This is a genomic window from Massilia sp. CT11-137 (assembly GCF_047302885.1).
Taxonomy (GTDB): Bacteria; Pseudomonadota; Gammaproteobacteria; order Burkholderiales; family Burkholderiaceae_D; genus Telluria; species Telluria orientalis.
Window position 1 is genome coordinate 1,835,097 of the sequence record NZ_JBKYMP010000002.1, and the last position, 19,912, is coordinate 1,855,008.

Here is a 19,912-nt window from a genome sequence, read left to right on the forward strand (position 1 = left end):
AGGAGGCCCGCACGATGATGGAACGACGTACCCTGCTGCAGGCGGCGCTGCTGGCGCCGTGGCTGCTGCCCGCCGTCGCGCGGGGCGCGGCGTGCGCGACGCCCGGCTGGGCGGACGCGCTGCGGCGCGACCTGGATGCGATGGCGGACGAGCTGACGCGCACGCTGCACCCGTGGCCCGTGCCGGACAAGGTGTTCGTGCCGGAGGCTTACGGCCTGCGGCCCGGAGAACCCGCGACGGCCGCGATCCGGCGCGCCGTCGACGCCTGCGCGGCGGCCGGCGGCGGCGTGGTCCGGTTGGCGCAGGGCGACTACGTCAGCGGCACCATCGACCTGCGCTCCGGCGTGATGCTGGAAGTGGCCGAAGGTGCGCGCCTGCTGGCCAGCACGGACCTGAAGGACTATCCGGAGCGGCGCGCGCGCCGGCCCACGGTCCAGGACAGCAATATGGGGATGAACCAGTCGCTGATCTTCGCCGAGGGCTGCACGCGCGTCGGCGTCCGCGGCAAAGGGCTCATCGACGGGCGCGGCACGCCGGCCAACTTCCCGGGCGAGGAAACGACCGGCGCCACGCCGGGCCGGCCGTTCCTCATCCGCATGCTCGATTGCAGCCGGGTCGTCATCGCGGACGTCCGGTTGAAGGATTCGCCGTGCTGGATGCAGAACTACCTGAACTGCGAGGACCTGATCGTGGACGGCATCCACGTCGAGAACCAGGTGAACCACAACAACGACGGCATCGACATCGACGGCTGCCGCCGCGTCATCGTGCGCAACTGCTTCATCAGCGCCGAGGACGATGCCCTCTGCTTCAAGGGTGCGAGCCAGCGGCCGATCGACCAGGTGCTCGTCGAGCACTGCCGCCTGTACAGCACGTGCAATGCACTGAAGTTCGGCACGGATTCGCAGGGCGATTTCCGCAACGTGCTCGTGCGCCACGTGGAGGTGGGCGGGCCGGCGGCCGACATGCGGGCCATGAAGCGCCGCAAGGCCGACGGCGGCATCTCGTGGGAATCCGTCGACGGCGCTACGGTCGAACGGGTGCTCGTGCACGATGCGCGCATCGTGCGCGCCGAGAGCCCGCTGTTCCTGCGTCTGGGCGACCGCGGGCGCGTGCGGCCGGAACAGGCGCGCCCGCAGCCGGGCCGCCTGCGCCGCATCGTGTTCGACCGCATCACGGGCAGCGACAACGGCAGGCGCGGCTCGTTCTTCACGGGCGTGCCGGGCCACGCGATCGAGGACGTGCTGCTGCGCGACGTCGCCCTGCCCATGACCGCGACGACCGAACCCGCCGTGCGGCAGCAGGACATCCCGGAAGCACCCGCGGCGTATCCCGATCCGCACATGTTTTCGACCGTGATGCCGGCCTACGGCCTGTGGACCCGCCACGTGCGCCGCCTGACCCTGCAGCGCGTGCGCTTCACCACCACCGACCCCGACCCGCGCCCGATGCTGCTGGCGGGCCCCGACGCCGACTCTCCCTGTACACCATGAAACGACTCGTCTTCCTGCTGGCCGTCCTGCTGGGCACCGCGCACGCGGCGGAACCCGTGCGCACCTACCGCAACCCGATCCTGTACGCCGACTACTCCGATCCGGACGTGATCCGGTCCGGCGACGATTACTGGCTCGTCGCGTCGAGCTTCCACTTCTCGCCGGGCCTGCCCGTGCTGCGTTCGAAGGATCTCGTGCACTGGACCATCGCCGGCCACGTGCTGCCGCGGCTCCCGTTCGACCCGGCCTACGACATGGTGCCGCCGTACACGCTGACGGACGCCACGTCGAAACCCGTCACGGGCCAGCGCTACGCCCGTGGCGTGTGGGCGCCGTCGCTGCGCGAGCACGCCGGCAAATTCTATGTGTACTGGGCGACGCCGGACGAGGGCATCTTCATGAGCACGGCGAATGACCCGGCCGGGCCGTGGAGCGCGCCCGTCGCCGTCATCGCCGGTCCCGGCTACGAAGACCCGTGCCCGTTCTGGGACGACGACGGCAAGGCCTACCTCGTCCACTCGAAGGTCGGCGCCGGGCCGTTGATCCTGCATGCGATGCGCGCGGACGGTACCCGCGTGCTCGACGCAGGCAGGACGATCGTCGAGGACAAGGTCAACCTGCCCACGCTGGAAGGCCCCAAGGTCTACAAGCGCAACGGCTATTACTACATCTTCGCGCCCATCGGCGGCGTGGGGCACGGACCGCAGGCCGTGCTGCGCGCGCGCCGCATCGACGGGCCGTACGAGGCGCGCAAGGTGCTGGTGCCGGGGAACGGCATCGAGGGGCCGCACCAGGGCGGCTGGGTCGAGACGCCGTCGGGGCAGGGCTGGTTCATCCACTTCAACAGCACGGGCGCGTTCGGGCGCGTCGCGCACCTGCAGCCGGTCGTGTGGAAGGACGACTGGCCGGAGATCGGACAAGCCGGCCTGCCCGTGCTCGAGGGACCGGTCCCGGACACGGGCCGCAGCACGCCCGCGGACCGGCTGCAGGACTCGGACGAATTCGCCGCGCCGGCGCTGGGCCTGCAATGGTCGTGGAACCACAATCCGGACGATGCGCACTGGAGCCTCACGCAGCGGCCCGGCTATCTGCGCCTGCAGGCCAACGAGGCGAAGTACCTCGTCGGCGCGCGCAACGTCCTCACGCAGATCCTGCAGGGCCCCGCGTCCGAGATCACGACGCGGCTGGAACTGAAGGGGCTGGGCGAGCGCCAGCGCGCGGGCCTCGTGCTGTTCGGCGTGGGCGTGCCGTGGGTCGGTGTCGTGCACGAGGATGGCAAGGATTATGTGACGGTGGCGAACGGCGGCGTGGAGACGCGGGTGGGCAAGGTCGACGGCAAGGCCATCGTCCTGCGCGCGGCCGTGGCGGAAGACCAGACCGTGCGCTTCTCGTATGCGCGGGACGAATCGGACGAGTTCCACGCGGCCGGTACGCCGGTGAAGCTCGCGCCGTTCTCGTGGTGGAAAGGCAGCCGGCCCGCCGTGTTCACGTGGATCAAGGGCGACACCGACGCGCCGCGCGAGGGCGGCGGCCCGCGGCCGATCGTGCGCGATTACGTCGACGTCGACTGGTTCCGCGTGACCCGGTCCGGACGCTGACGGCGTCAGGCCTCGATCACCCGGTTGCGTCCCGCCACCTTGGCCGCGTACAGGGCCTTGTCGGCGCGGTTCACGGTCTCGACGATGGGCTCGTCGGGATGCCAGATGCTCAGGCCGGCCGAGAAGCTGACGTGCCCTGCGGCGCTATCGCAGGGCTTCAGTGCGGCCACGCGCGCGCGCATGCGCTCCAGCACGGCGCGTGCGTTGGCGGGCGTCGTGTTCGGCAGCATCAGCAGGAATTCCTCGCCGCCCCAGCGCGCCAGCGCGTCGCCTTCGCGCAGTTCGGCGCGCGTGGCCTGCGCGAAGTCGCGCAGCACGCTGTCGCCCGCCGCATGGCCGAAGCTGTCGTTGATCCGCTTGAAGAAGTCGATGTCGAGCACGGCGATGCAGGTCGGTCCGCGCGCGGCGTCGCGCCGGCGTTCTTCCTGCGCCAGCAGCTCGTTCATGTGGCGGCGGTTGGCCAGCTTGGTCAGCTCGTCGATGGTGGCCAGCGTGCGGATCGTGTCGAGCGCCGTCAGCAGCTCGTCCTTCTGGGTCTTCAGGCGTGCGCGCAGCTTGCTCATTTCGCCGGTCAGCAGGGTGACCGCAAGCGAGGCGACCGTCACGAACACGAAGTTCACGGCCTCGGCCTCAGGCGGAAAATGCAGCGGATCATGCGCTGCGTGCCACCACATCGTGGCGCCCATGACGGACAGGTTGAAGGCGGTCAGCATCAGGGTCTGGCGCGGACGCAGGGCGAAGACGCAGAACACGACGATGACCGGCAACCCCACCAGGGTCGCGCCGCGCAGCGGCCCGGCGATCGAATAGCCCCAGACGTGGCAGCTGATGCTGAAGATGCCCTGCAGGCCCGCCAGGATGGTCGGCGCGAGCCCGATGCGGGCGCCGATGCGCACCAGCGGGTAGAACACGGCCACGCCCGCGGTGACGTAGAGGCAGATGGCACGGGCCTGCGGCTGTCCCGCGAGCGCCGCGGGGCCGAACAACATGCCGATGACGATCGTGTACATGATGGCCGTGCCGGCCCAGTATTGCAGCATGCGGTGCAGCTTGCGGTCCGCGCCGAACAGCATGCGCGCGGTCTGGTGGCGGGTGATCATGCTCACGCCCTCGCCAATTGCGTGACGTCGCGCGGCTGGCGTTGCTGGGCCTGCAGCATCTCCGTGATGCGCTCGGCCGGCACCGGAGGGCTGAACAGATAGCCCTGCATCTCGTCGCAGTCGTTCGCCACCAGGAAGTCGCGCTGTTCGACCGTCTCCACGCCCTCGGCGATCACGCGCAGGTGCAGGCGGTGGCCCAGCGAGATCACGGCCAGGGCGATCGCCTGGTCGTCCGAGTTGGAGGCCAGGTCGCGCACGAACGACTTGTCGATCTTGAGCGTCGAGATCGGGAACGATTTCAACGCGGACAGGCTCGAATAGCCGGTGCCGAAATCGTCGATCGACAGCGTGACGCCCATCTCCTTCAGTTCGCGCATGCGTTCGATGGCCTGGTTCAGGTCGCGCATCAGCAGGCTTTCCGTCACTTCCAGGTCCAGCGCGCAGGGCGGCAGGCCGGTGTCGCGCAGGGCGCCGGCGATGCGTTCGACGAGGCGCTTTTCCTCGAACTGGCGGGCCGACACGTTCACCGACACCGTCAGCGGATCCAGCCCCGCCGCGCGCCACAACTGGGCCTGGCGGCATGCGGTGCGCACGACCCATTCGCCCAGGCCGACGATCAGGCCCGACTCCTCCGCGAGCCCGATGAAGCGCATCGGCGGCACGATGCCGTGTTCCGGATGGCGCCAGCGGATCAGCGCTTCCACGCCGAACAAACGGCCCGTGCGCAGGTCGACCTTCGGCTGGTACAGCAGGTGGAAGCGCCCCGCGGGGGCTTGCAACGCGGGCGCCTGGCCATCGGTGGCGTCGTGCGTGTCGTCCGCCAGCGTGGCGTCCAGCGCCCTGCGCATGTCTTCCAGCATCACGAGCTTTGCCTCGACGCTGGCATTCATCTCGCGCGTGTAGAACTGGAAGTTGTTGCTGCCCAGGTCCTTGGCGCGGTACATCGCGGCGTCGGCGTTCATCATGAGGGTCTTCGGATCCTCGCCGTCGCGCGGGTACACGACGACGCCCATGCTGCAGCTCACGCGCACCGCCTGGTCGCCGATCTGCACGGGTTCGGTCACGGCTTGCCGGATCTTTTCCAGCACGGGCGTGAGCGCGAGCGGACTTTCGCCGGCCTCCGGCAACAGGATCACGAATTCGTCGCCGCCCAGGCGGCCGAGGGTGTCCGTGCGGCGCAGGCAGGCCTGCATGCGGCCGCCCACGACCTTCAGCAATTCGTCGCCGGCATTGTGACCGAGGCCGTCGTTGACGAGCTTGAAACCGTCCAGGTCGACGAAGGCGAGGGCGAGATGGCCGCCGTTGCGCTGGGCGTTGCGCACGGCCTGGTCCAGGCGGTCGCGGATCAGGCTGCGGTTCGGGAGGCCGGTCAGCTCGTCGTGGTGGGCCATGTGGCGGATGCGTTCCTCGGCCAGCTTGCGCTCCGTGATGTCGCGCACCATCGCGACGGCGCCGCCTTCGACGGGCACGATCTGGCGCTGCAGCCAGCGCCCGGCCGTCGGACCAGCGGTCGCCTGCCACTCGGCCTCGATGACGCGCTGTTCGAGCACCACCTGCACGAGGTGTTCCCACATGCCGTTCGTGCGGTAAAACGGCAGCGCATCGTCCAGCAGCTGGCCGCGCAGCGCCTCGCTGGCGATGCCGGTGAAGAGTTCGGAGCGGCTGTTGGAGTCCTCGACGAGGAAGTCGACGATGGTGCCGTTCATGTCCGTCACGCTGCGCAGCACGAAGAACGCGTCCGGGCTCGCTTCCGACGCGGCCGCATAAGTCTGCTGCGCCTGGCGCTCGCGCCGGCGCGCCTTGGCCACCTGCCACGACCACGCGCTGATCATCGCGACGACGGCGACGAGCAGCGAACTCGCGGCCGTCGCGCCGACGAGGTAGGTGCCGTAGTGCTGCTCGTACTGCGCCATCTGTTCGCTGTCGGCCAGGCCGACGACGGCCGTGAGCGGGAAGCCCGACAGGCGGCGCGCGCCCGCATAGCGCTCGATGCCGTCCGGCGCCGTCGGATGCGGGGCGACGGCTTCCTCCCCGATGCCGTCGAGCGCGATCGGCTGGCCCCACGACACCTTGTCGCCGATGCGCACGGCGCGCGCGACGCCGTCGCTGCCGACGAGCGCCAGCAGGCCCAGTTCGCCCCCGCGCGAGCGTTCGTACGAGCTGGTGAAATACGCCGGATCGACTTCGACGATGGCGACGCCGGCGAAGCGCCCGTGGCCGTCCTCGATGCGGCGCGTGAAGTGCAGGTGCGGCTCGGACCGGGCGCTGTCGCCGACGGTCTGGCTGACGAATACCCCGTGGCCGCCGCCGTTCGCGTGCACGGTGAAATACGGCGCGCGCGACACATCATGCGCCGGCATGGGGGGATTGCTGTCGACGATGGTGCCGTCGCGGTCCGCCACGCTGACCTGGAACACGAGGCCGGGCGGCAGCAGTTCCTCGGCGCGCAGCGTGGGCAGCGCGGCGTGGGGGCCGTTCAGTTCGACCGAATACTTGATCACCTTCAGCGTCTGGTCGATGGCGTTCAGGTTGCGCGCGACCTGCGCCTCGTACGTCTCGAGCTGCTCGCGCACGGCATCGCGCGCCGCGTCGACGGCCGCGCGCCGCTCCGTTTCGACGAAGTGGAAACAGGCGGCCCAGATGGCCACCAGCGGCAGCAGGGCGAACAGCGGCAGCGCGATGTGCGTCTCGAGGGCGCGCGCGAGCCAACGGGGACGGCGGCGGTCGGAGTCGGCGGACGGCGTCATCACTGCACCATGAGGACCGGGTGCACGCTCGCGTCGAGCGCGCTGCGTTCGATGTAGCCGATCGCTTCCGGATCGCCGGCCACCTTGCGCCGCACGGCCGCGCTGTCCGCCAGCTCCGAGGGCGGCTGGCCGCGGCCCGTGAAGACAATCTTCGACCAGTGCGCCTTCAGCAGCGCGGGCGTCTTGTTCGTCACGCGCGCATAGAATTCGTCGCGCGTCGGCGCGCCGAGGCGCAGGTCGAACGGCACCGCTTCCGTGCCGTCCGGGAAGCGCACGGACTGGCCGAGGAAGATCGCGGCCACCTGGTCGGCGCGCAAGGTGGCGACGGGATTGCGCGCGGAGACGATCACGACGAGATCGGCCGCCGTCGCCGGCGCGCCGGCCAGGATGCCGAACAGCAGGGACGTGCCCAGCAGGCGGGAATACTTGAGCGTCGCCATGCTAGTACACGAAGTCGAGTGCGACGCTGGCCACGTGGACCGGGTGGCCTGGCACGAAGCGCATCGTCGGGTTGATGAACGTGCCGCGCGAGCCTTCCTGCGGCGTCACGCGGTCGTATTGCAGCTTGAGGGCCATGTTCGTGCGCAGGTCCCAGCGCACGCCCGCCGCCTGCGACGTCTGTTGCGGGATCGTCCACAGCAGGGTGTTCAGGCCGGCGTTCAGCGCGGCCGCCGTCGGCGCCAGCGCCGGGGGCAGGGCGGCGACCGGCAGGCCGGAATCCGTCGTCGCGTTGGTGGCGCGCACGCGCGCATACGTCGCGTACGGCGTGAACGCCCGCCAGCGCCAGCCCGCGCTGACGTAGGCGCTGCGCGTCGAGCCCAGGAAGGAAGGGCTGACCGTGCGGCCCGCTTCGGCCATCACGAACCACGCGCCCGGGTCGTAGTTCACGCCGATATTCGCGAGCATCATGCGCTTGTGGTCCAGCGCGTAGCGCCGGGTCAGGTCCTGGCCGATTGGGCCGAAGGCGTCGAACGCGCGGAACAATTCGGCGCCGATGTCGCTGGAGATCTCGGCGCTGGCCACGTTGGCGCGCACGCTGAGCGCGCCCCAGTCGCTCGTGTTCGAGATGCCGATGCTGCGGCGACCGTACACGTGCAGCGGTTCGATCAGCGAAACGGAATTGTGGCCGTAGAACACCTGCGATGCATTGCGGACCCGCCCCACGCTCCAGCGCAGGGTAGCGTCGATGCCGTCGCTGCTCGTCACGGGCAACACGTTATAGCCTTCGACGGGCGGGCGCACCCACGGATACGCATAGCCGACCTTGCGGTAGTCGGCCGTCAGGAAGACGGGGAGCGCGATGCGGCCGACGCGCAGCGCCAGTTCGGGCGTCGCCTGGTACTTGATGTTGGCCCATTCGACGCGCGGCCGGTAAGTGTTGTCGAGGCCTTGTTCGCTGACCACCTGCAGCACGGCCGACCAGTGGCGCGCGAGCGTGGCGTCGAGTTGCACGCCGAGGCGGCTGTCGACGTCGGTGCTCCAGCGGCGCGTGGCGCCGGCACCGTTGGCCTTGAAGACGGACGACGTGTAATCGGCCTCGCGTTCGCCGGTGTGCACGACGCCCAGCGTGCCGAAGCCGGAAATGCGCCAGTCCGGCATGTCCTGGGCGCGGGCGGCGCTGGCGACGGCAAGTCCGGACAGCGAAAGAAACAGGAATTGGGCGAGGCGTTGTCGCTGCATGGGTCTCGTCGGGATCGGCCGACCGGCCGGAGTTCATTCAGCCTGCGCGGATGGCAGGCACTGGGCGCAGGAAGCGCGGATCTCGACTGTAATCGGTGCGCATGCGGAAGTCGACAGCTTTTGGCCCGCGGCGGCTGATGTTCAATAACTTGTTGTGCTACGGCAACGAGGGATGGTGGTCATTTCGGCCATCCATGGTGCATATTGCAATTTCCGTGGGCCGCTCGGGATCGGTCACGCCCACAACCGTTCGCCGCCCAGCTCCAGCTGGGTGAGATAGAGGCGCACGTCGAATTCGAACTGGTGGTAGTCGGGCTCCATCCAGCAGCACAGTTTATAAAAGGCCTTGTCGTGGTCCTTTTCCTTCAGGTGCGCCAGTTCGTGCACGGCAATCATGCGCAGGAAGGCCGGCGGCGCGTCGCGGAACACGGTGCCGATGCGGATCTCGTGCTTGGCCTTCAAACGGCCGCCCTGCACGCGCGAGATCGCGGTGTGCAGGCCGAGGGCCTGCTGGACGATGCCGATCTTGCTGTCGTACGCCACTTTCGAAACGGGCTCGGCGTTGCGCAGGTATTCATCTTTCATATCCTGCACGTAGCCGTACAAGGCCTTGTCGGTGCGGACGTCGTGCGCGTCGGGATAGCGCTGGCGCAGGTGGTCGGCCAGGCGGTTGTCGGCGATCAGGCGCTCGACCTGGGACAGGATGTGCGCGGGATACGCGGCCAGGTATTTGAGGTGGGAAGCGGTGGACATAAGCGTGGAACTGTAGCACGTCCATGTTCCAGGCGCATCTCCCGGCAATGCGATGAGCAACCGCGCCCGGCACGGCGGCGCGGTCGGCGCTTGCGCGCTGTGGTGAGGGGAACCGCCCCAAAGTTCAAGACTCCTTGCTGCCCTGGCGGTTGCCCGCCTGAGTGCCCGCCTGGTTGCCCGATTTCGCGGCGGCGGCGGCGCGGTTGGCCGATTGCCGGCTTTCCCCGCCCTTGCGGCCGATGTCGGCCATGTGGGCGCGGTTGCGGCTGACCACTTCCCCGCCTTTCTGGCCCGCCCGGCGCGCTTCTTCTGAATCGAATTCGTGCGCCGTCCCCTTCTGGTGGGCGGCCTGGCCGCCCTTGCTGGCGATTTGACGCTGCTGGTTCTGGTCCATCGCAGCGAAACCGCGCTTGGCCGGCTGGCTTTTCTGCTCGTTGCCGCCGGCGTCGGCCGCGCTCTTGTGGCCGCCTTCCTTGCTTGTCGCCATATCGATCTCCTTGTGCCTGAACTATCAACGAGCGTTCATGGATGCGCTCGTGCGGTTAGAGAGGCAGGGGATCAAATGGTTCCGGCGGCGTGCGGTTGGTTCAATGTGCGTCGTCTGCCACCTTCAGCACCAGCTTCCCGAAGTTCTTCCCTTCGAACAGCATCGTGAGGGCGTCCGGGAAGTGATCGAGGCCTTCGACCACGTGCTCGCGGCTCTTGATCGCCCCTGCCCGCAGCCACGCGCCGAGCCGTTGTACGCCTTCCGGATAGCGCGCCGCATAGTCGAATACCACCATGCCTTCCATGCGCGCCCGGTTCACGAGCAGCGACAGGTAATTGGCCGGGCCGCGCACCGGCGTCGTGTTGTTGTACTGGGAGATCGCGCCGCAGATCACGATGCGCGCCTTCAGGTTGATGCGGGCCAGCACGGCGTCGAGGATGTCGCCGCCCACGTTGTCGAAATAGACGTCCACGCCCTGCGGGCAATGTTCCCCGAGTCCCGCCGGCACCGGCCCCGCCTTGTAGTCGATGCACGCGTCGAACCCGAGTTCCTCGACGACGTAGCGGCATTTGTCCGGCCCCCCGGCGATGCCGACGACGCGGCAACCCAGCTGCTTCGCCACCTGGCCGACGGTCGCACCGACGGCGCCCGCCGCCGCCGACACGACGACGGTTTCTCCCGCCTTCGGCTGGCCGATGTCCGTGAGGCCGAAGTAGGCGGTCATGCCGGGCATGCCCAGCACGTTCAGCCAGGCCGGCAGCGGGGCGAGGGCGGGATCGATCTTCATGGCCGCGGCCGCCTTCGCGTCGACGGGGCCCGTCCAGTACCGCTGCACGCCGAAGCTGCCGGTCAGGGTGTCGCCGACGGCCACATGCGGCGAGTTGGACGCCTCGACGAGGCCGATCCCGCCCGCGCGCATCACTTCGCCGATCGCGACGGGACGGATGTACGACTTGCCTTCGTTCATCCAGCCGCGCATGGCCGGATCGAGCGACAGGTACAGCACCTTCACGCGTACCTCGCCGTCCTGCAGCGGGGCGAGGGGTTCCTCGGTTTGTTGCCAGTCGGTGGGCCTGGGCATGCCGACGGGACGGGCGGCGAGGCGGAATTGCCGATTCGTTGTCATTTGCGTCTCCTGTTGAAACCGGGGTCAGAGCCCGGTTTTGGGCAATTTCTTTAAATCGGGCTCTGACCCCGGTTATGCGACAATGGTCGGGCTCAGTCAACCTCAACCATTCTGAAGTTTTTAGCAATGTATCCAGAATATATCCTGACCTTGTCCTGCCTGGACCACCGCGGCATCGTGCTGCGCGTCTCGGGTTTTCTGGCCGAACACGGCTGCAACATCATCGACTCGGCCCAGTTCGGCGATCCGGAATCGAAGCTGTTCTTCATGCGCATCCACTTCGCGCTGGAAGACGACGCCATCTCGGACGAATTGCTGCGCGCCGGTTTCGGCTCGCTGTGCGGGGACCTGGGCGCGGACGGCGCATTGCACGACGCCGGCGCCAAGCCGCGCGTGCTGATCATGGTGTCGAAGATCGGCCATTGCCTCAACGACCTGCTGTTCCGCTACCGCAGCGGCCTGCTGCCGGTGGAGATTCCGGCCATCGTGTCGAACCACATGGACTTCTACCAGCTCGCGGCCAGTTACAATATCCCGTTCCACCACTTGCCGCTCGAGGCGGGTGCCAGCGAATCGGCCAAGCTCGCCCAGGAGGCGCGCATCATCGACTTGCTGGATACCCACCGCATCGACCTGGTCGTGCTGGCGCGCTACATGCAGATCCTGTCGCCGGGCCTGTGCGATGCCTTGAAGGGCAGGGCGATCAATATCCACCACTCGTTTCTGCCCAGCTTCAAGGGCGCGCGTCCGTATGCGCAGGCGCATCGCCGCGGCGTCAAGCTGATCGGTGCGACGGCCCACTTCGTCACGGGCGACCTGGACGAAGGCCCGATCATCGAGCAGGACGTCGAGCGCGTCGACCACGCCATGAGCGTGGAGCAGTTGACGGCCATCGGCCGCGACGTCGAGAGCGTCGTGCTGGCCCGTGCGGTCAAGTGGTTCGTGGAACACCGTATCCTGCTGAATGGCGACAAGACTGTCGTGTTCAGCTGAACCGACCGAAAGAAAAGATTACCTGATGGCCCTGAAAGCAACGATTTACAAGGCAGACCTGAACATTGCGGACATGGACCGCAACTATTACCAGGAGCACGCGCTCACGATCGCGCGGCATCCTTCGGAAACCGACGAGCGCGTGATGATCCGCCTGCTCGCCTTCGCCTTGCACGCCGACCCGGCGCTCGCGTACGGCAAGGACCTGTTCGACGTCGAGGAGCCCGCCCTGTGGCTCAAGGACCTCACCGGTGCGATCGACCTCTGGATCGAGGTCGGCCAGCCCGACGAACGCCGACTCATGAAGGCGGCCGGCCGTGCCGAACACGTGGTCGTGTACTGCTACAGCGCCACCAGCAACATCTGGTTCAAGGGCCTGGCCAGCAAGCTCGAACGTACCAAGAAAATTTCCATCATCAACATCCCGGCGGAAACGAGCGCCCAGCTGGAGCAGATGGCCCAGCGTTCGATGCAGCTGCAATGCACGATCCAGGACGGCCAGGTGTGGCTGACGGACGGCGAGCGCACCGTGCAGGTCGAGCGCGAAGTCCTGATGGCCGAGCGCTGATCGCACTGGACAAAATGTCACAGGGGCCGCGTGCGCCACACCGTGCATACGCGGCTATAATCGGAACATGTCGATTCTGCCGATTCGTTCGATGACAAAGCGCCTGCGTTTCGTGTGGCTGGCACTGTTCGCCGTGCTGCTGAACGCGCTCGCGCCGACGGTCTCGCATGCGCTGGCCGCCAGCCGGCCGACGATTCCGCTGGACGTCTGCAGCGTCGACGGCGGCGCCGCGTTCGCCGCCGCGGCCGCGCTGCTCGTGCAGGACGAGCATGCCGGCATGCGCGTCCTCGACGATTGCGGCTACTGCCTCGCCCACGCGGGCAGCCACGGCCTGCCGCCCCCCGTGCACGCGCCGCTCGCGCTCATGGACGGCGCGGAAGCCCGTCCCTTCCTGTTCCATCACGCCCCCCGCCCGCTGGCCGTCTGGCTGGCGGCCGTGCCGCGCGGCCCGCCTGTCTTTGCCTGACCTTCATTCCGCTTATTCATTCTTGTCAGGTAAAGTCATGTACAACAAATTTATCGTGCTGGCCGCGGCCAGCCTCGTTACGACCGCCGCGTTCGCCCAGGTGACCGTCGGCGACCCGTGGATCCGCGCCACCGTGCCGGCCCAGAAGACGGCCGGCGCCTTCATGCAGCTGCGTTCGCCCAAGGCCACGCGCCTCGTCGACGTGCAAAGCCCCGTCGCGGGCCGCGCCGAAGTCCACCAGATGGCCATGGACGGCCAGACGATGCGCATGCAAAAGGTCGACGGCATCGACCTGCCGGCCGGCCAGGGCGTCAACCTGTCGTCCGGCGGCTACCACGTCATGCTGTTCGACCTGAAGCAGCAGCTCAAGGAAGGCCAACAGGTGCCGCTGACCTTGACCTTCGTTGGTTCCGACAAGAAGCGCGAGAACGTCACCGTGCAGGTGCCGGTCAAACCGCTGACTTACATCGCTGCTCACTGACGGAGGCCACATGAAAGCTCTCTGGATCGCTGCCTTGCTCGCGGCGCCGCTGGCGCACGCCCATATCACCGTCGCCCCGGCCACCGCGCCGGCCGGCGCCCATCAAACCCTCGTGTTCAAGGTCGGCCACGGCTGCGCCGGCAGCGCCACGACCGGCATCACGGTGCAGCTGCCGGAAGGCGTCACCGCGAAGCCGATGCCCAAGCCGGGCTGGACCATCACGCTGGCCCCGCGCGAGATCAACTGGCGCGGCGGCCCGCTGCCGGACACGTACTACGACGAGTTCACGCTGCAGGCCAGGCTCCCCGAGGCGCCGGGCCACCTGGTGTTCAAGGTCGGCCAGCAATGCGAGAAGGGCCGCGTGGACTGGGCCGACGTCGCCCCCGAATCGAAGACGCCCGCGCCGGTGCTGGAAGTGCTACCCGCCGCGATGCCGATGCACCATCACTGAGGTGCCCATGCGATTCCAACATCATCGCCTCGCGCTCGCCGCGCTGGCGTGCTTGACGACGCACGTCCATGCGGACGACACGCACCTGGAAACCGTGGTCATCACCGGGGGCCGCCCGACGTCGCTGCCCGCGCAGATCCCGACGACGATCGAAGGCATCACGGGTGCCCAGGTCGAGGACCGGATCAACGCGGTCGACAGCGAAGACGCGCTGAAATACCTGCCCAGCCTGAACGTGCGCAAGCGCTACACGGGCGACTACGACCACGCCGTGCTCGCGAGCCGCGCCTCCGGCACGGGCAACAGCGCGCGCTCGCTCGTGTACGCGGACGGCATCCTGCTCTCCAACCTGCTCGGCAACGGCGCCACGTACACGCCGCGCTGGGGCCTCGTCACGCCGGAAGAGATCGAGCGCGTCGACGTGCTCTATGGCCCGTTCGCGGCCGCGTACCCGGGCAATTCGGTCGGTGCCGTCGTCGACTTCCAGACGCGCATGCCGACGAAGCGCGAAGCCCACGTCAAGCTGTCCGGCCATTCGCAGGGGTTCACGTTGTACCGCACGGATGACCGCTACGACGGCTGGCAGGGCAGCGCATCGCTGGGCGACCGCAGCGGCGCGTGGTCGTACTGGATCGACGTGTCGCGCCTGGACAGCGATGCGCAGCCCATCGGGTTCGCCAATAAACTGCTGTCGGCCGGCGTGCCGGGCGGTGGCGGCATCCCGGTGACGGGCGCCGTCGCCGGGCGCAATCCGTCGAACAGGGACTGGTGGCTGATCGGCGCGACGAGCCAGACCCACACCGTGCAGGACCACGCGAAATTCAAGCTCGCGTGGGACATCACGCCGCAGCTGCGCGCCAGCTACACGTTCGGCTGGTGGCGCAACGAGGCGAAGCGCGTGGCCGATTCGTATCTGCGTGATGCGGCCGGCAACCCCGTCACCACGGCGACGCGGGTGAACATCGACGGCCGCGCGTACGACATCCGCGCCTCCGATTTCGCACCCAGCCGCGGCACGCTGGAACACGCGATGCACGGGCTGTCGCTGAAGAAGCACAGCCGCGACACGTTCGATTGGGAGATCGCCGCCAGCGTGTACGACTATGCGCGCGACCTCGTGCGCACGCCGACCGTGCTGGTGCCGGACGCCGGCACGAACGGCGCGGGCCAGGTCACGGACATGCACGGCAGCGGCTGGAACACGCTGGCGCTGAAAGGTATCTGGCGGCCGGAGGACCACACGGTCGAATTCGGCCTGCAGTCGGACCACGCGAAACTGCGCACGCGCGTGTTCGGCAGCGCGGGCGACTGGCTGCACGCGGGCGACGGCCGCCAGGTCTCCGTCTTCAACGGGAACACGTGGCTGGAAAGCCTGTATGCGCAGGACAACTGGCGCATCGGCGACGCGTGGCGTGCGACGGTCGGTGCCCGCTTCGAACGGTGGCGCGCCTATGGCGGCGAGTTGTCGAACGCCGTGCTGGCGGCGCCGCTGGGCTTTCCGTCGCGCAGCGAGACGGCATGGTCGCCGAAGGCCGCGCTGTCGTGGCGCGTCAGTCCCGACTGGACCTTGAAGGCCTCGACGGGCCGCGCCGTGCGCAACCCGACGGCGGCCGAGCTGTTCCAGGGTTCCATCGTCGACAATGCGATCGTCAACAGCAATCCGAACCTCAAGGCCGAGAAGTCGTGGACGAGCGAGCTGTCGGCCGAGACGCTGAACGACAAGGGTTCGCTGCGCGTCACGCTGTTCCGCGAAACGACGCGCGACGCACTGTATTCGCAGCCGCTGCTCGTGTCTGCCGGCACGACCGTGAACACGGTGCAGAACGTGGGCCGCATTCGGACGAACGGCCTGGAGGTATCGGCGCAGGCGGACGACGTCGGGGTAAAAGGGGTCGACCTGACGGGGAGCCTGACGTTTGCCGACTCCATCATCACGGAGAACGCGGGCTTCCCGGGAAGCGTGGGCAAGTGGCAGCCCCGCGTGCCGCGCTGGCGCGCGACGATGCTGGCGACTTGGAAGGCGAACGACCACTGGACCGCGACCTTGGGAGGTCGCTACAGCGGCCGCCAGTACGGGACGCTGGACAACAGCGACCCGAACGGCGATGCGTACATGGGGGTGTCGGACTATCTCGTGTTCGATGCGCGGGTGCGCTACCGGTTCGGCCGCCACTGGAGCGCGGCGGTCGGGGTGGACAACCTCAACGACCGTACCTACTGGGCGTTTCACCCGTACACGCAGCGGACCGTGACTGGCGAAATACGTTGGGATCTGTAATTGGTGCGCCGACACGGGGTGTGTTCAGCACATGGCCGTAGGGTGGGCACCCCGTGCCCACGCGAACGTCAGCGGGGAGAGGCGCCCAGGCGTTTCACATTGCCCGAGCCGACCACCGAGCGGGTGACCTGCGGATCGCCATAGTAATTGACATCGCCGGAACCGGCCACGGTCAGGCTCAGGCTGTCGCGCACCCACAAGGTCGCGTCGCCGGAGCCGGCCACGGTGACGCTGGCGTTCTCGGTGCGCACATGGCCCATGTCGACGGTGCCCGAACCGCCGATCGAGATCGACGTGCTGCGCGCCGTGCCGTCCAGCGCCTGCAGGTTGCCGCTGCCGCCCAGGGCGACGTTGACGGATTCGCCTTCCAGCTTGCGGACCTTGATGGAGCCGGAGCCGCCCACGTCGAAGCGCACGCGGCTGCCGCGTACGACGTCCGCATCGATATTGCCGGAGCCGCCCAGCGCGAGGCGGTCGATGTCGCGCGCCTGCACGACGACTTTCAGGTTGCGGGTGCGCAGGTTCGTGTTGCGCTTGGCGCGGATCTTCAGGGTGCCGTCTTCGACGACGGTCTCGATCAGCGGCAGCAGGTTGTCGTCCGCTTCGACCGTCACGCCTTCGCGGCCGCTGCCGCTCCTGATCTCGACGTTGCCCGGCAGGGACATCGCGAGACCGCTGAAGTGGGCGACTTCGCGTGCCTGGCTTTGCACGCGGCCGCTGCCCTGCACCTGTTCGCTCCTGCTCCAGGGCCAATCGCCCGCTTCGGCCTGCGGCGCGAGGGCGATGCAGGCAAGGGCGCAGGCGGCGAGGAGGAAACGGCGGGTGGTATGGTGGGTCATGGTGGTCTCCCTGATGTGCATGGTGTCGATGTGCACATCGTATGCGGGAGCCGGCGGGCGGGGTACCGGTTTGCGACAAAACGCATGAAAACCGGACCGGAATGCACGCAGGCGGGGTGAAACGCGCAATAAATACGTCGTCCCCGCGGAGGCGGGGACCCAATTTTGCACGAGCTATCGAAACGCATGCAGCACTTGGGTTCCCGCCTTCGCGGGAACGACGCTGAGAGTTATTTCGGCAATTCGGACGCCGCCCCCGTCACCGTCAGCGCCGCCTTGACCGTCTGCGCATGCCCCGGCTGCCCGCCGCCCAGGTACACGGTGTACGCCCCCGGCACGACCTTGCGCGCGCCGGCCGCGTCGACCTGCGACAGGGCGCGCGCATCCAGCGCCAGCGAGACGCGCTGGCGTTCTCCGGCCTTCAGGTGGATGCGGCGGAAGCCCGCGAGGGTCGGGTTGGCGGCATCGCCCGGCTTGGCCACGTACAGCTGGACGACTTCGTCGCCGTCACGCTTGCCCGTGTTGGCCACCTCGACGTCCACGTTGACGGGGCTGCCCGCCGCGACGGACGGCGCCGACAGCGCCGGCGTCCCGTAGCGGAACGTCGTGTACGACAGGCCGTGGCCGAACGGGTACAGCACGTCGCCCTTGAAATAGCGGTAGGTGCGGCCGTCCATGCGGTAGTCGGTGAACGCGGGCAGGCCGTCCACGCCGCGGTAGAACGTGACGGGCAGGCGGCCCGCCGGGCTGTAGTCGCCCGCGATCAGGCCAGCCACGGCATGGCCGCCTTCGCCGCCCGGATACCAGGCCTGGACGATCGCCGGCACGTGCTTGTCGGCCCAGTTGACGGACAGCGCGCTGCCGCTCATCAGCACGAGCACGGTCGGCTTGCCGGTGCCGACGACTTTTTCCAGCAGGCGTTCCTGCGGCGCAGGCAGGTCGAGGCTCGTGCGGTCGCCGCCCGCGAAACCTGGCACCTGCAGCTTCAGTTCCTCGCCTTCCAGGTTGGCGGACAGGCCGGCCACGAACACGACGAGGTCCGCGCGGCGGGCCAGGTCGACGGCTTCCTTGCCGCCGTCGATGGGCGTGCTCCACACCAGTTTCTGGTCGCCGCGCGCGCCGCGCTGCACGGCCTCGATCCGGATCGGATAGGTTTTACCCGCCTGCAGCTTCGCCTTGCCCGCTTCGATCGACGGCGAATCGGTCACGTCCCACGCATCCACGACCTGCTTGCCGTCGACCCAGATGCGGTAGCCGGCATTGCTCAGGTAGCGCAGGCTGTAATCGCCCGTGCGCGGCGCCTTCAGGTAGCCGGTCCAGCGCGCCGACGCATTGTGGCCGCCTTCCTGCCACGCGGCGCGGGCATTCTTTTCGACGGCACCGTGCGCGGTGCCCGCCAGGTCCGGGCCCTCGAAATGCTCGGCCTTCAGGCCCGGTGTGCGGCACGCGGCGTCGACGCACAGGTTCGCGTCGGGCACGGGCGGTTCGGCCGGTCCGACGAGGCCCGTGCCCGGCGCATACACCACCTTCGCATCGGGGAAGCGGGCGCGGATGCCGGCCAGCACCGTCACCGGATGCGACGGCTGGCCGTTGTAGTTGCCGACCAGCGCATCCTCGCTGTCCGCGTTCGGGCCGATGACGGCGATCGTCTTCGGCGTCTTTTTCAACGGCAGCAGGCCGTCGTTCTTCAGCAGCACCATCGCCTCTTGCGCCGTCTTCAGCGCGACGGCGCGGTGGGCCGGGGTGTCGTTGTCGGTCGGCTTGATGCCGGCGTACGCCTGCGGCGGGTTCGCATCGAGCAAGCCCAGGCGGATGCGGTATTCGAACAGGCGCACGAGCGCGCGGTCGACGACGGCCTCTTTCAATTCGCCCTGGCGCACGGCGTTGACGATGGGGCCAGCCTCCGTCGTCATCTTGTTGCGGTAGTCGCCGCAGATCAGGTCCATGCCCGCGCTGAACGCGGCGGCCACGGCCTGCTCGGGCGTCTTCGTGTAGTGCAGGCTGTCGTCGCGGTAGATGTTGGCGGCCGCGCCGCAGTCCGACACGACGAAACCCTTGAAGCCCCAGGCGCGGCGCAGGTGCTGCTCCATCAGGTCGTCGCTGGCGCACGCGGGGATGCCGTTGACGGCGTTGTACGCGCACATGACGGAGGCCACTTTACCTTCCGTGACGGTGGCGCGGAACGCCGGCAAATACGTGTCCTCGAGGTCGTGCGGCGACGGGTGGACGTCTTCGCGGTGGCGGTTCGATTCCGGCCCGCTGTGCACGGCGAAGTGCTTGGCGGTGGCGATCGTCTTGAACGATTGCGCGTCGTCGCCCTGCAGGCCGTGGATGAAGTTGATGGCGATGCGCGACGTCAGGTACGGGTCTTCGCCATAGGTTTCCTGGCCACGGCCCCAGCGCGGGTCGCGGAAGATGTTGATGTTGGGCGACCACACGGTGAGGCCGCGGTACCAGTCCGTACCGCCGTCGGGGGCGCGCGTGGCGAGGTACTTCGCGCGGAATTCCGTCGCGATGACGTCGCCCACGTCGTGCATCAGCGGCTCGTCCCAGGTCGCGGCCATGCCGACGGCCTGCGGGAACACGGTCGCGTAGCCGGCGCGCGCGACGCCGTGCAGGCCTTCGTTCCACCAGTTGTATTTCGGGATTTTCAAACGCGGGATCGCGGGGGCGTCGTTGCCCAGCTGCGCCGCTTTTTCCTCCAGCGTCATCTGGGCGACGAGGCTGGCCGCGCGGGCTGCCGGATCCTGCTGGGCCACCGCGGGTGCCGTGGCGAGCAGGGCAGCCAAGGCGACTGGTGCGAGTGCGAAGGGAAGATGGCGAGTCATCGTAGTCTCCTGTTATAAGTTTTC

The 19,912-nt window shown here is 68.3% G+C and carries 17 protein-coding genes; 8 read left to right on the top strand and 9 right to left on the bottom strand.

Going from position 1 to position 19,912, the window contains the following annotated elements; all coding sequences use genetic code 11:
* Nucleotides 1-14 precede the first annotated feature (14 nt).
* Together ACEN98_RS24880 and ACEN98_RS24885 are read left to right on the top strand one after the other, a co-directional pair.
* Nucleotides 15-1,493, top strand: a complete 1,479-nt coding sequence (locus ACEN98_RS24880; RefSeq protein WP_413387560.1) for a glycoside hydrolase family 28 protein — start codon at nucleotides 15-17, stop codon at nucleotides 1,491-1,493.
* Nucleotides 1,490-3,091 (top strand): glycoside hydrolase 43 family protein, encoded by a 1,602-nt coding sequence (locus ACEN98_RS24885; RefSeq protein ID WP_413387561.1) that lies wholly within the window; start codon nucleotides 1,490-1,492, stop codon nucleotides 3,089-3,091. Before ACEN98_RS24880 ends, ACEN98_RS24885 begins: the two co-directional genes overlap by 4 nt.
* Nucleotides 3,092-3,096: 5 nt before the next feature.
* Here the strand turns inward: ACEN98_RS24885 and ACEN98_RS24890 are convergent, their stop codons facing one another.
* The 7 genes from ACEN98_RS24890 to ACEN98_RS24920 all read right to left on the bottom strand — a co-directional run bounded on the left by ACEN98_RS24890 (nucleotide 3,097) and on the right by ACEN98_RS24920 (nucleotide 10,984).
* Nucleotides 3,097-4,191 (bottom strand): diguanylate cyclase domain-containing protein, encoded by a 1,095-nt coding sequence (locus ACEN98_RS24890; protein ID WP_413389080.1) that lies wholly within the window; start codon nucleotides 4,189-4,191, stop codon nucleotides 3,097-3,099.
* A gap of 2 nt (nucleotides 4,192-4,193) precedes the next feature.
* A complete protein-coding gene (locus tag ACEN98_RS24895; protein ID WP_413387562.1) occupies nucleotides 4,194-6,938 on the bottom strand; it encodes an EAL domain-containing protein in 2,745 nt (914 codons plus the stop codon).
* Complete coding sequence (locus ACEN98_RS24900) at nucleotides 6,938-7,378, bottom strand: phosphate ABC transporter substrate-binding protein (RefSeq protein ID WP_413343305.1); 441 nt, start codon at nucleotides 7,376-7,378, stop codon at nucleotides 6,938-6,940. Before ACEN98_RS24900 ends, ACEN98_RS24895 begins: the two co-directional genes overlap by 1 nt.
* Nucleotide 7,379: 1 nt before the next feature.
* Complete coding sequence (locus tag ACEN98_RS24905; protein WP_413387563.1) at nucleotides 7,380-8,618, bottom strand: porin; 1,239 nt, start codon at nucleotides 8,616-8,618, stop codon at nucleotides 7,380-7,382.
* Between the two features lie 234 nt (nucleotides 8,619-8,852).
* Complete coding sequence (locus ACEN98_RS24910; protein WP_413343735.1) at nucleotides 8,853-9,371, bottom strand: M48 family metallopeptidase; 519 nt, start codon at nucleotides 9,369-9,371, stop codon at nucleotides 8,853-8,855.
* A gap of 124 nt (nucleotides 9,372-9,495) precedes the next feature.
* Entirely contained in the window at nucleotides 9,496-9,858 is a 363-nt protein-coding gene (locus ACEN98_RS24915; protein ID WP_056127576.1) for a KGG domain-containing protein, read from the bottom strand.
* A gap of 100 nt (nucleotides 9,859-9,958) precedes the next feature.
* Nucleotides 9,959-10,984, bottom strand: a complete 1,026-nt coding sequence (locus ACEN98_RS24920) for an NADP-dependent oxidoreductase (protein WP_413387564.1) — start codon at nucleotides 10,982-10,984, stop codon at nucleotides 9,959-9,961.
* A 126-nt stretch (nucleotides 10,985-11,110) separates the two neighbouring features.
* Between ACEN98_RS24920 and purU the strand changes: the two genes are divergently transcribed.
* The 6 genes from purU (at nucleotide 11,111) to ACEN98_RS24950 (ending at nucleotide 16,221) form a co-directional block, all read left to right on the top strand.
* Complete coding sequence (purU, locus tag ACEN98_RS24925) at nucleotides 11,111-11,977, top strand: formyltetrahydrofolate deformylase (protein ID WP_056127582.1); 867 nt, start codon at nucleotides 11,111-11,113, stop codon at nucleotides 11,975-11,977.
* Nucleotides 11,978-12,002: 25 nt separating this feature from the next.
* A complete protein-coding gene (locus tag ACEN98_RS24930; RefSeq protein ID WP_371766214.1) occupies nucleotides 12,003-12,545 on the top strand; it encodes a YaeQ family protein in 543 nt (180 codons plus the stop codon).
* 91 nt (nucleotides 12,546-12,636) lie between these two features.
* Nucleotides 12,637-13,011 (top strand): DUF2946 domain-containing protein, encoded by a 375-nt coding sequence (locus ACEN98_RS24935; protein ID WP_413387566.1) that lies wholly within the window; start codon nucleotides 12,637-12,639, stop codon nucleotides 13,009-13,011.
* 37 nt (nucleotides 13,012-13,048) lie between these two features.
* Nucleotides 13,049-13,492: a copper chaperone PCu(A)C gene (locus tag ACEN98_RS24940; RefSeq protein ID WP_413387567.1), complete on the top strand. Its 444-nt coding sequence runs from the start codon at nucleotides 13,049-13,051 to the stop codon at nucleotides 13,490-13,492.
* 10 nt (nucleotides 13,493-13,502) lie between these two features.
* On the top strand, nucleotides 13,503-13,943 hold the full coding sequence (locus tag ACEN98_RS24945; protein ID WP_413387568.1) for a YcnI family protein: 441 nt from the start codon (nucleotides 13,503-13,505) through the stop codon (nucleotides 13,941-13,943).
* A 7-nt stretch (nucleotides 13,944-13,950) separates the two neighbouring features.
* Entirely contained in the window at nucleotides 13,951-16,221 is a 2,271-nt protein-coding gene (locus ACEN98_RS24950; RefSeq protein WP_413387569.1) for a TonB-dependent receptor, read from the top strand.
* Nucleotides 16,222-16,289: 68 nt separating this feature from the next.
* Here the strand turns inward: ACEN98_RS24950 and ACEN98_RS24955 are convergent, their stop codons facing one another.
* Entirely contained in the window at nucleotides 16,290-17,060 is a 771-nt protein-coding gene (locus ACEN98_RS24955) for a head GIN domain-containing protein (RefSeq protein WP_413338624.1), read from the bottom strand.
* A gap of 230 nt (nucleotides 17,061-17,290) precedes the next feature.
* Complete coding sequence (locus ACEN98_RS24960) at nucleotides 17,291-19,888, bottom strand: glycoside hydrolase family 3 C-terminal domain-containing protein (protein ID WP_413387570.1); 2,598 nt, start codon at nucleotides 19,886-19,888, stop codon at nucleotides 17,291-17,293.
* Nucleotides 19,889-19,912 lie beyond the last annotated feature (24 nt).

Excerpts from the sequence above, each read along its gene's own strand:
- ACEN98_RS24880 (WP_413387560.1), top strand. The coding sequence starts at position 15 with ATGATGGAACGACGTACCCTGCTGCAGGCGGCGCTGCTGGCGCCGTGG.
- ACEN98_RS24885 (WP_413387561.1), top strand. The coding sequence starts at position 1,490 with ATGAAACGACTCGTCTTCCTGCTGGCCGTCCTGCTGGGCACCGCGCAC.
- ACEN98_RS24890 (WP_413389080.1), bottom strand. The coding sequence starts at position 4,191 with ATGATCACCCGCCACCAGACCGCGCGCATGCTGTTCGGCGCGGACCGC.
- ACEN98_RS24895 (WP_413387562.1), bottom strand. The coding sequence starts at position 6,938 with ATGACGCCGTCCGCCGACTCCGACCGCCGCCGTCCCCGTTGGCTCGCG.
- ACEN98_RS24900 (WP_413343305.1), bottom strand. The coding sequence starts at position 7,378 with ATGGCGACGCTCAAGTATTCCCGCCTGCTGGGCACGTCCCTGCTGTTC.
- ACEN98_RS24905 (WP_413387563.1), bottom strand. The coding sequence starts at position 8,618 with ATGCAGCGACAACGCCTCGCCCAATTCCTGTTTCTTTCGCTGTCCGGA.
- ACEN98_RS24910 (WP_413343735.1), bottom strand. The coding sequence starts at position 9,371 with ATGTCCACCGCTTCCCACCTCAAATACCTGGCCGCGTATCCCGCGCAC.
- ACEN98_RS24915 (WP_056127576.1), bottom strand. The coding sequence starts at position 9,858 with ATGGCGACAAGCAAGGAAGGCGGCCACAAGAGCGCGGCCGACGCCGGC.
- ACEN98_RS24920 (WP_413387564.1), bottom strand. The coding sequence starts at position 10,984 with ATGACAACGAATCGGCAATTCCGCCTCGCCGCCCGTCCCGTCGGCATG.
- purU (WP_056127582.1), top strand. The coding sequence starts at position 11,111 with ATGTATCCAGAATATATCCTGACCTTGTCCTGCCTGGACCACCGCGGC.
- ACEN98_RS24930 (WP_371766214.1), top strand. The coding sequence starts at position 12,003 with ATGGCCCTGAAAGCAACGATTTACAAGGCAGACCTGAACATTGCGGAC.
- ACEN98_RS24935 (WP_413387566.1), top strand. The coding sequence starts at position 12,637 with ATGACAAAGCGCCTGCGTTTCGTGTGGCTGGCACTGTTCGCCGTGCTG.
- ACEN98_RS24940 (WP_413387567.1), top strand. The coding sequence starts at position 13,049 with ATGTACAACAAATTTATCGTGCTGGCCGCGGCCAGCCTCGTTACGACC.
- ACEN98_RS24945 (WP_413387568.1), top strand. The coding sequence starts at position 13,503 with ATGAAAGCTCTCTGGATCGCTGCCTTGCTCGCGGCGCCGCTGGCGCAC.
- ACEN98_RS24950 (WP_413387569.1), top strand. The coding sequence starts at position 13,951 with ATGCGATTCCAACATCATCGCCTCGCGCTCGCCGCGCTGGCGTGCTTG.
- ACEN98_RS24955 (WP_413338624.1), bottom strand. The coding sequence starts at position 17,060 with ATGACCCACCATACCACCCGCCGTTTCCTCCTCGCCGCCTGCGCCCTT.
- ACEN98_RS24960 (WP_413387570.1), bottom strand. The coding sequence starts at position 19,888 with ATGACTCGCCATCTTCCCTTCGCACTCGCACCAGTCGCCTTGGCTGCC.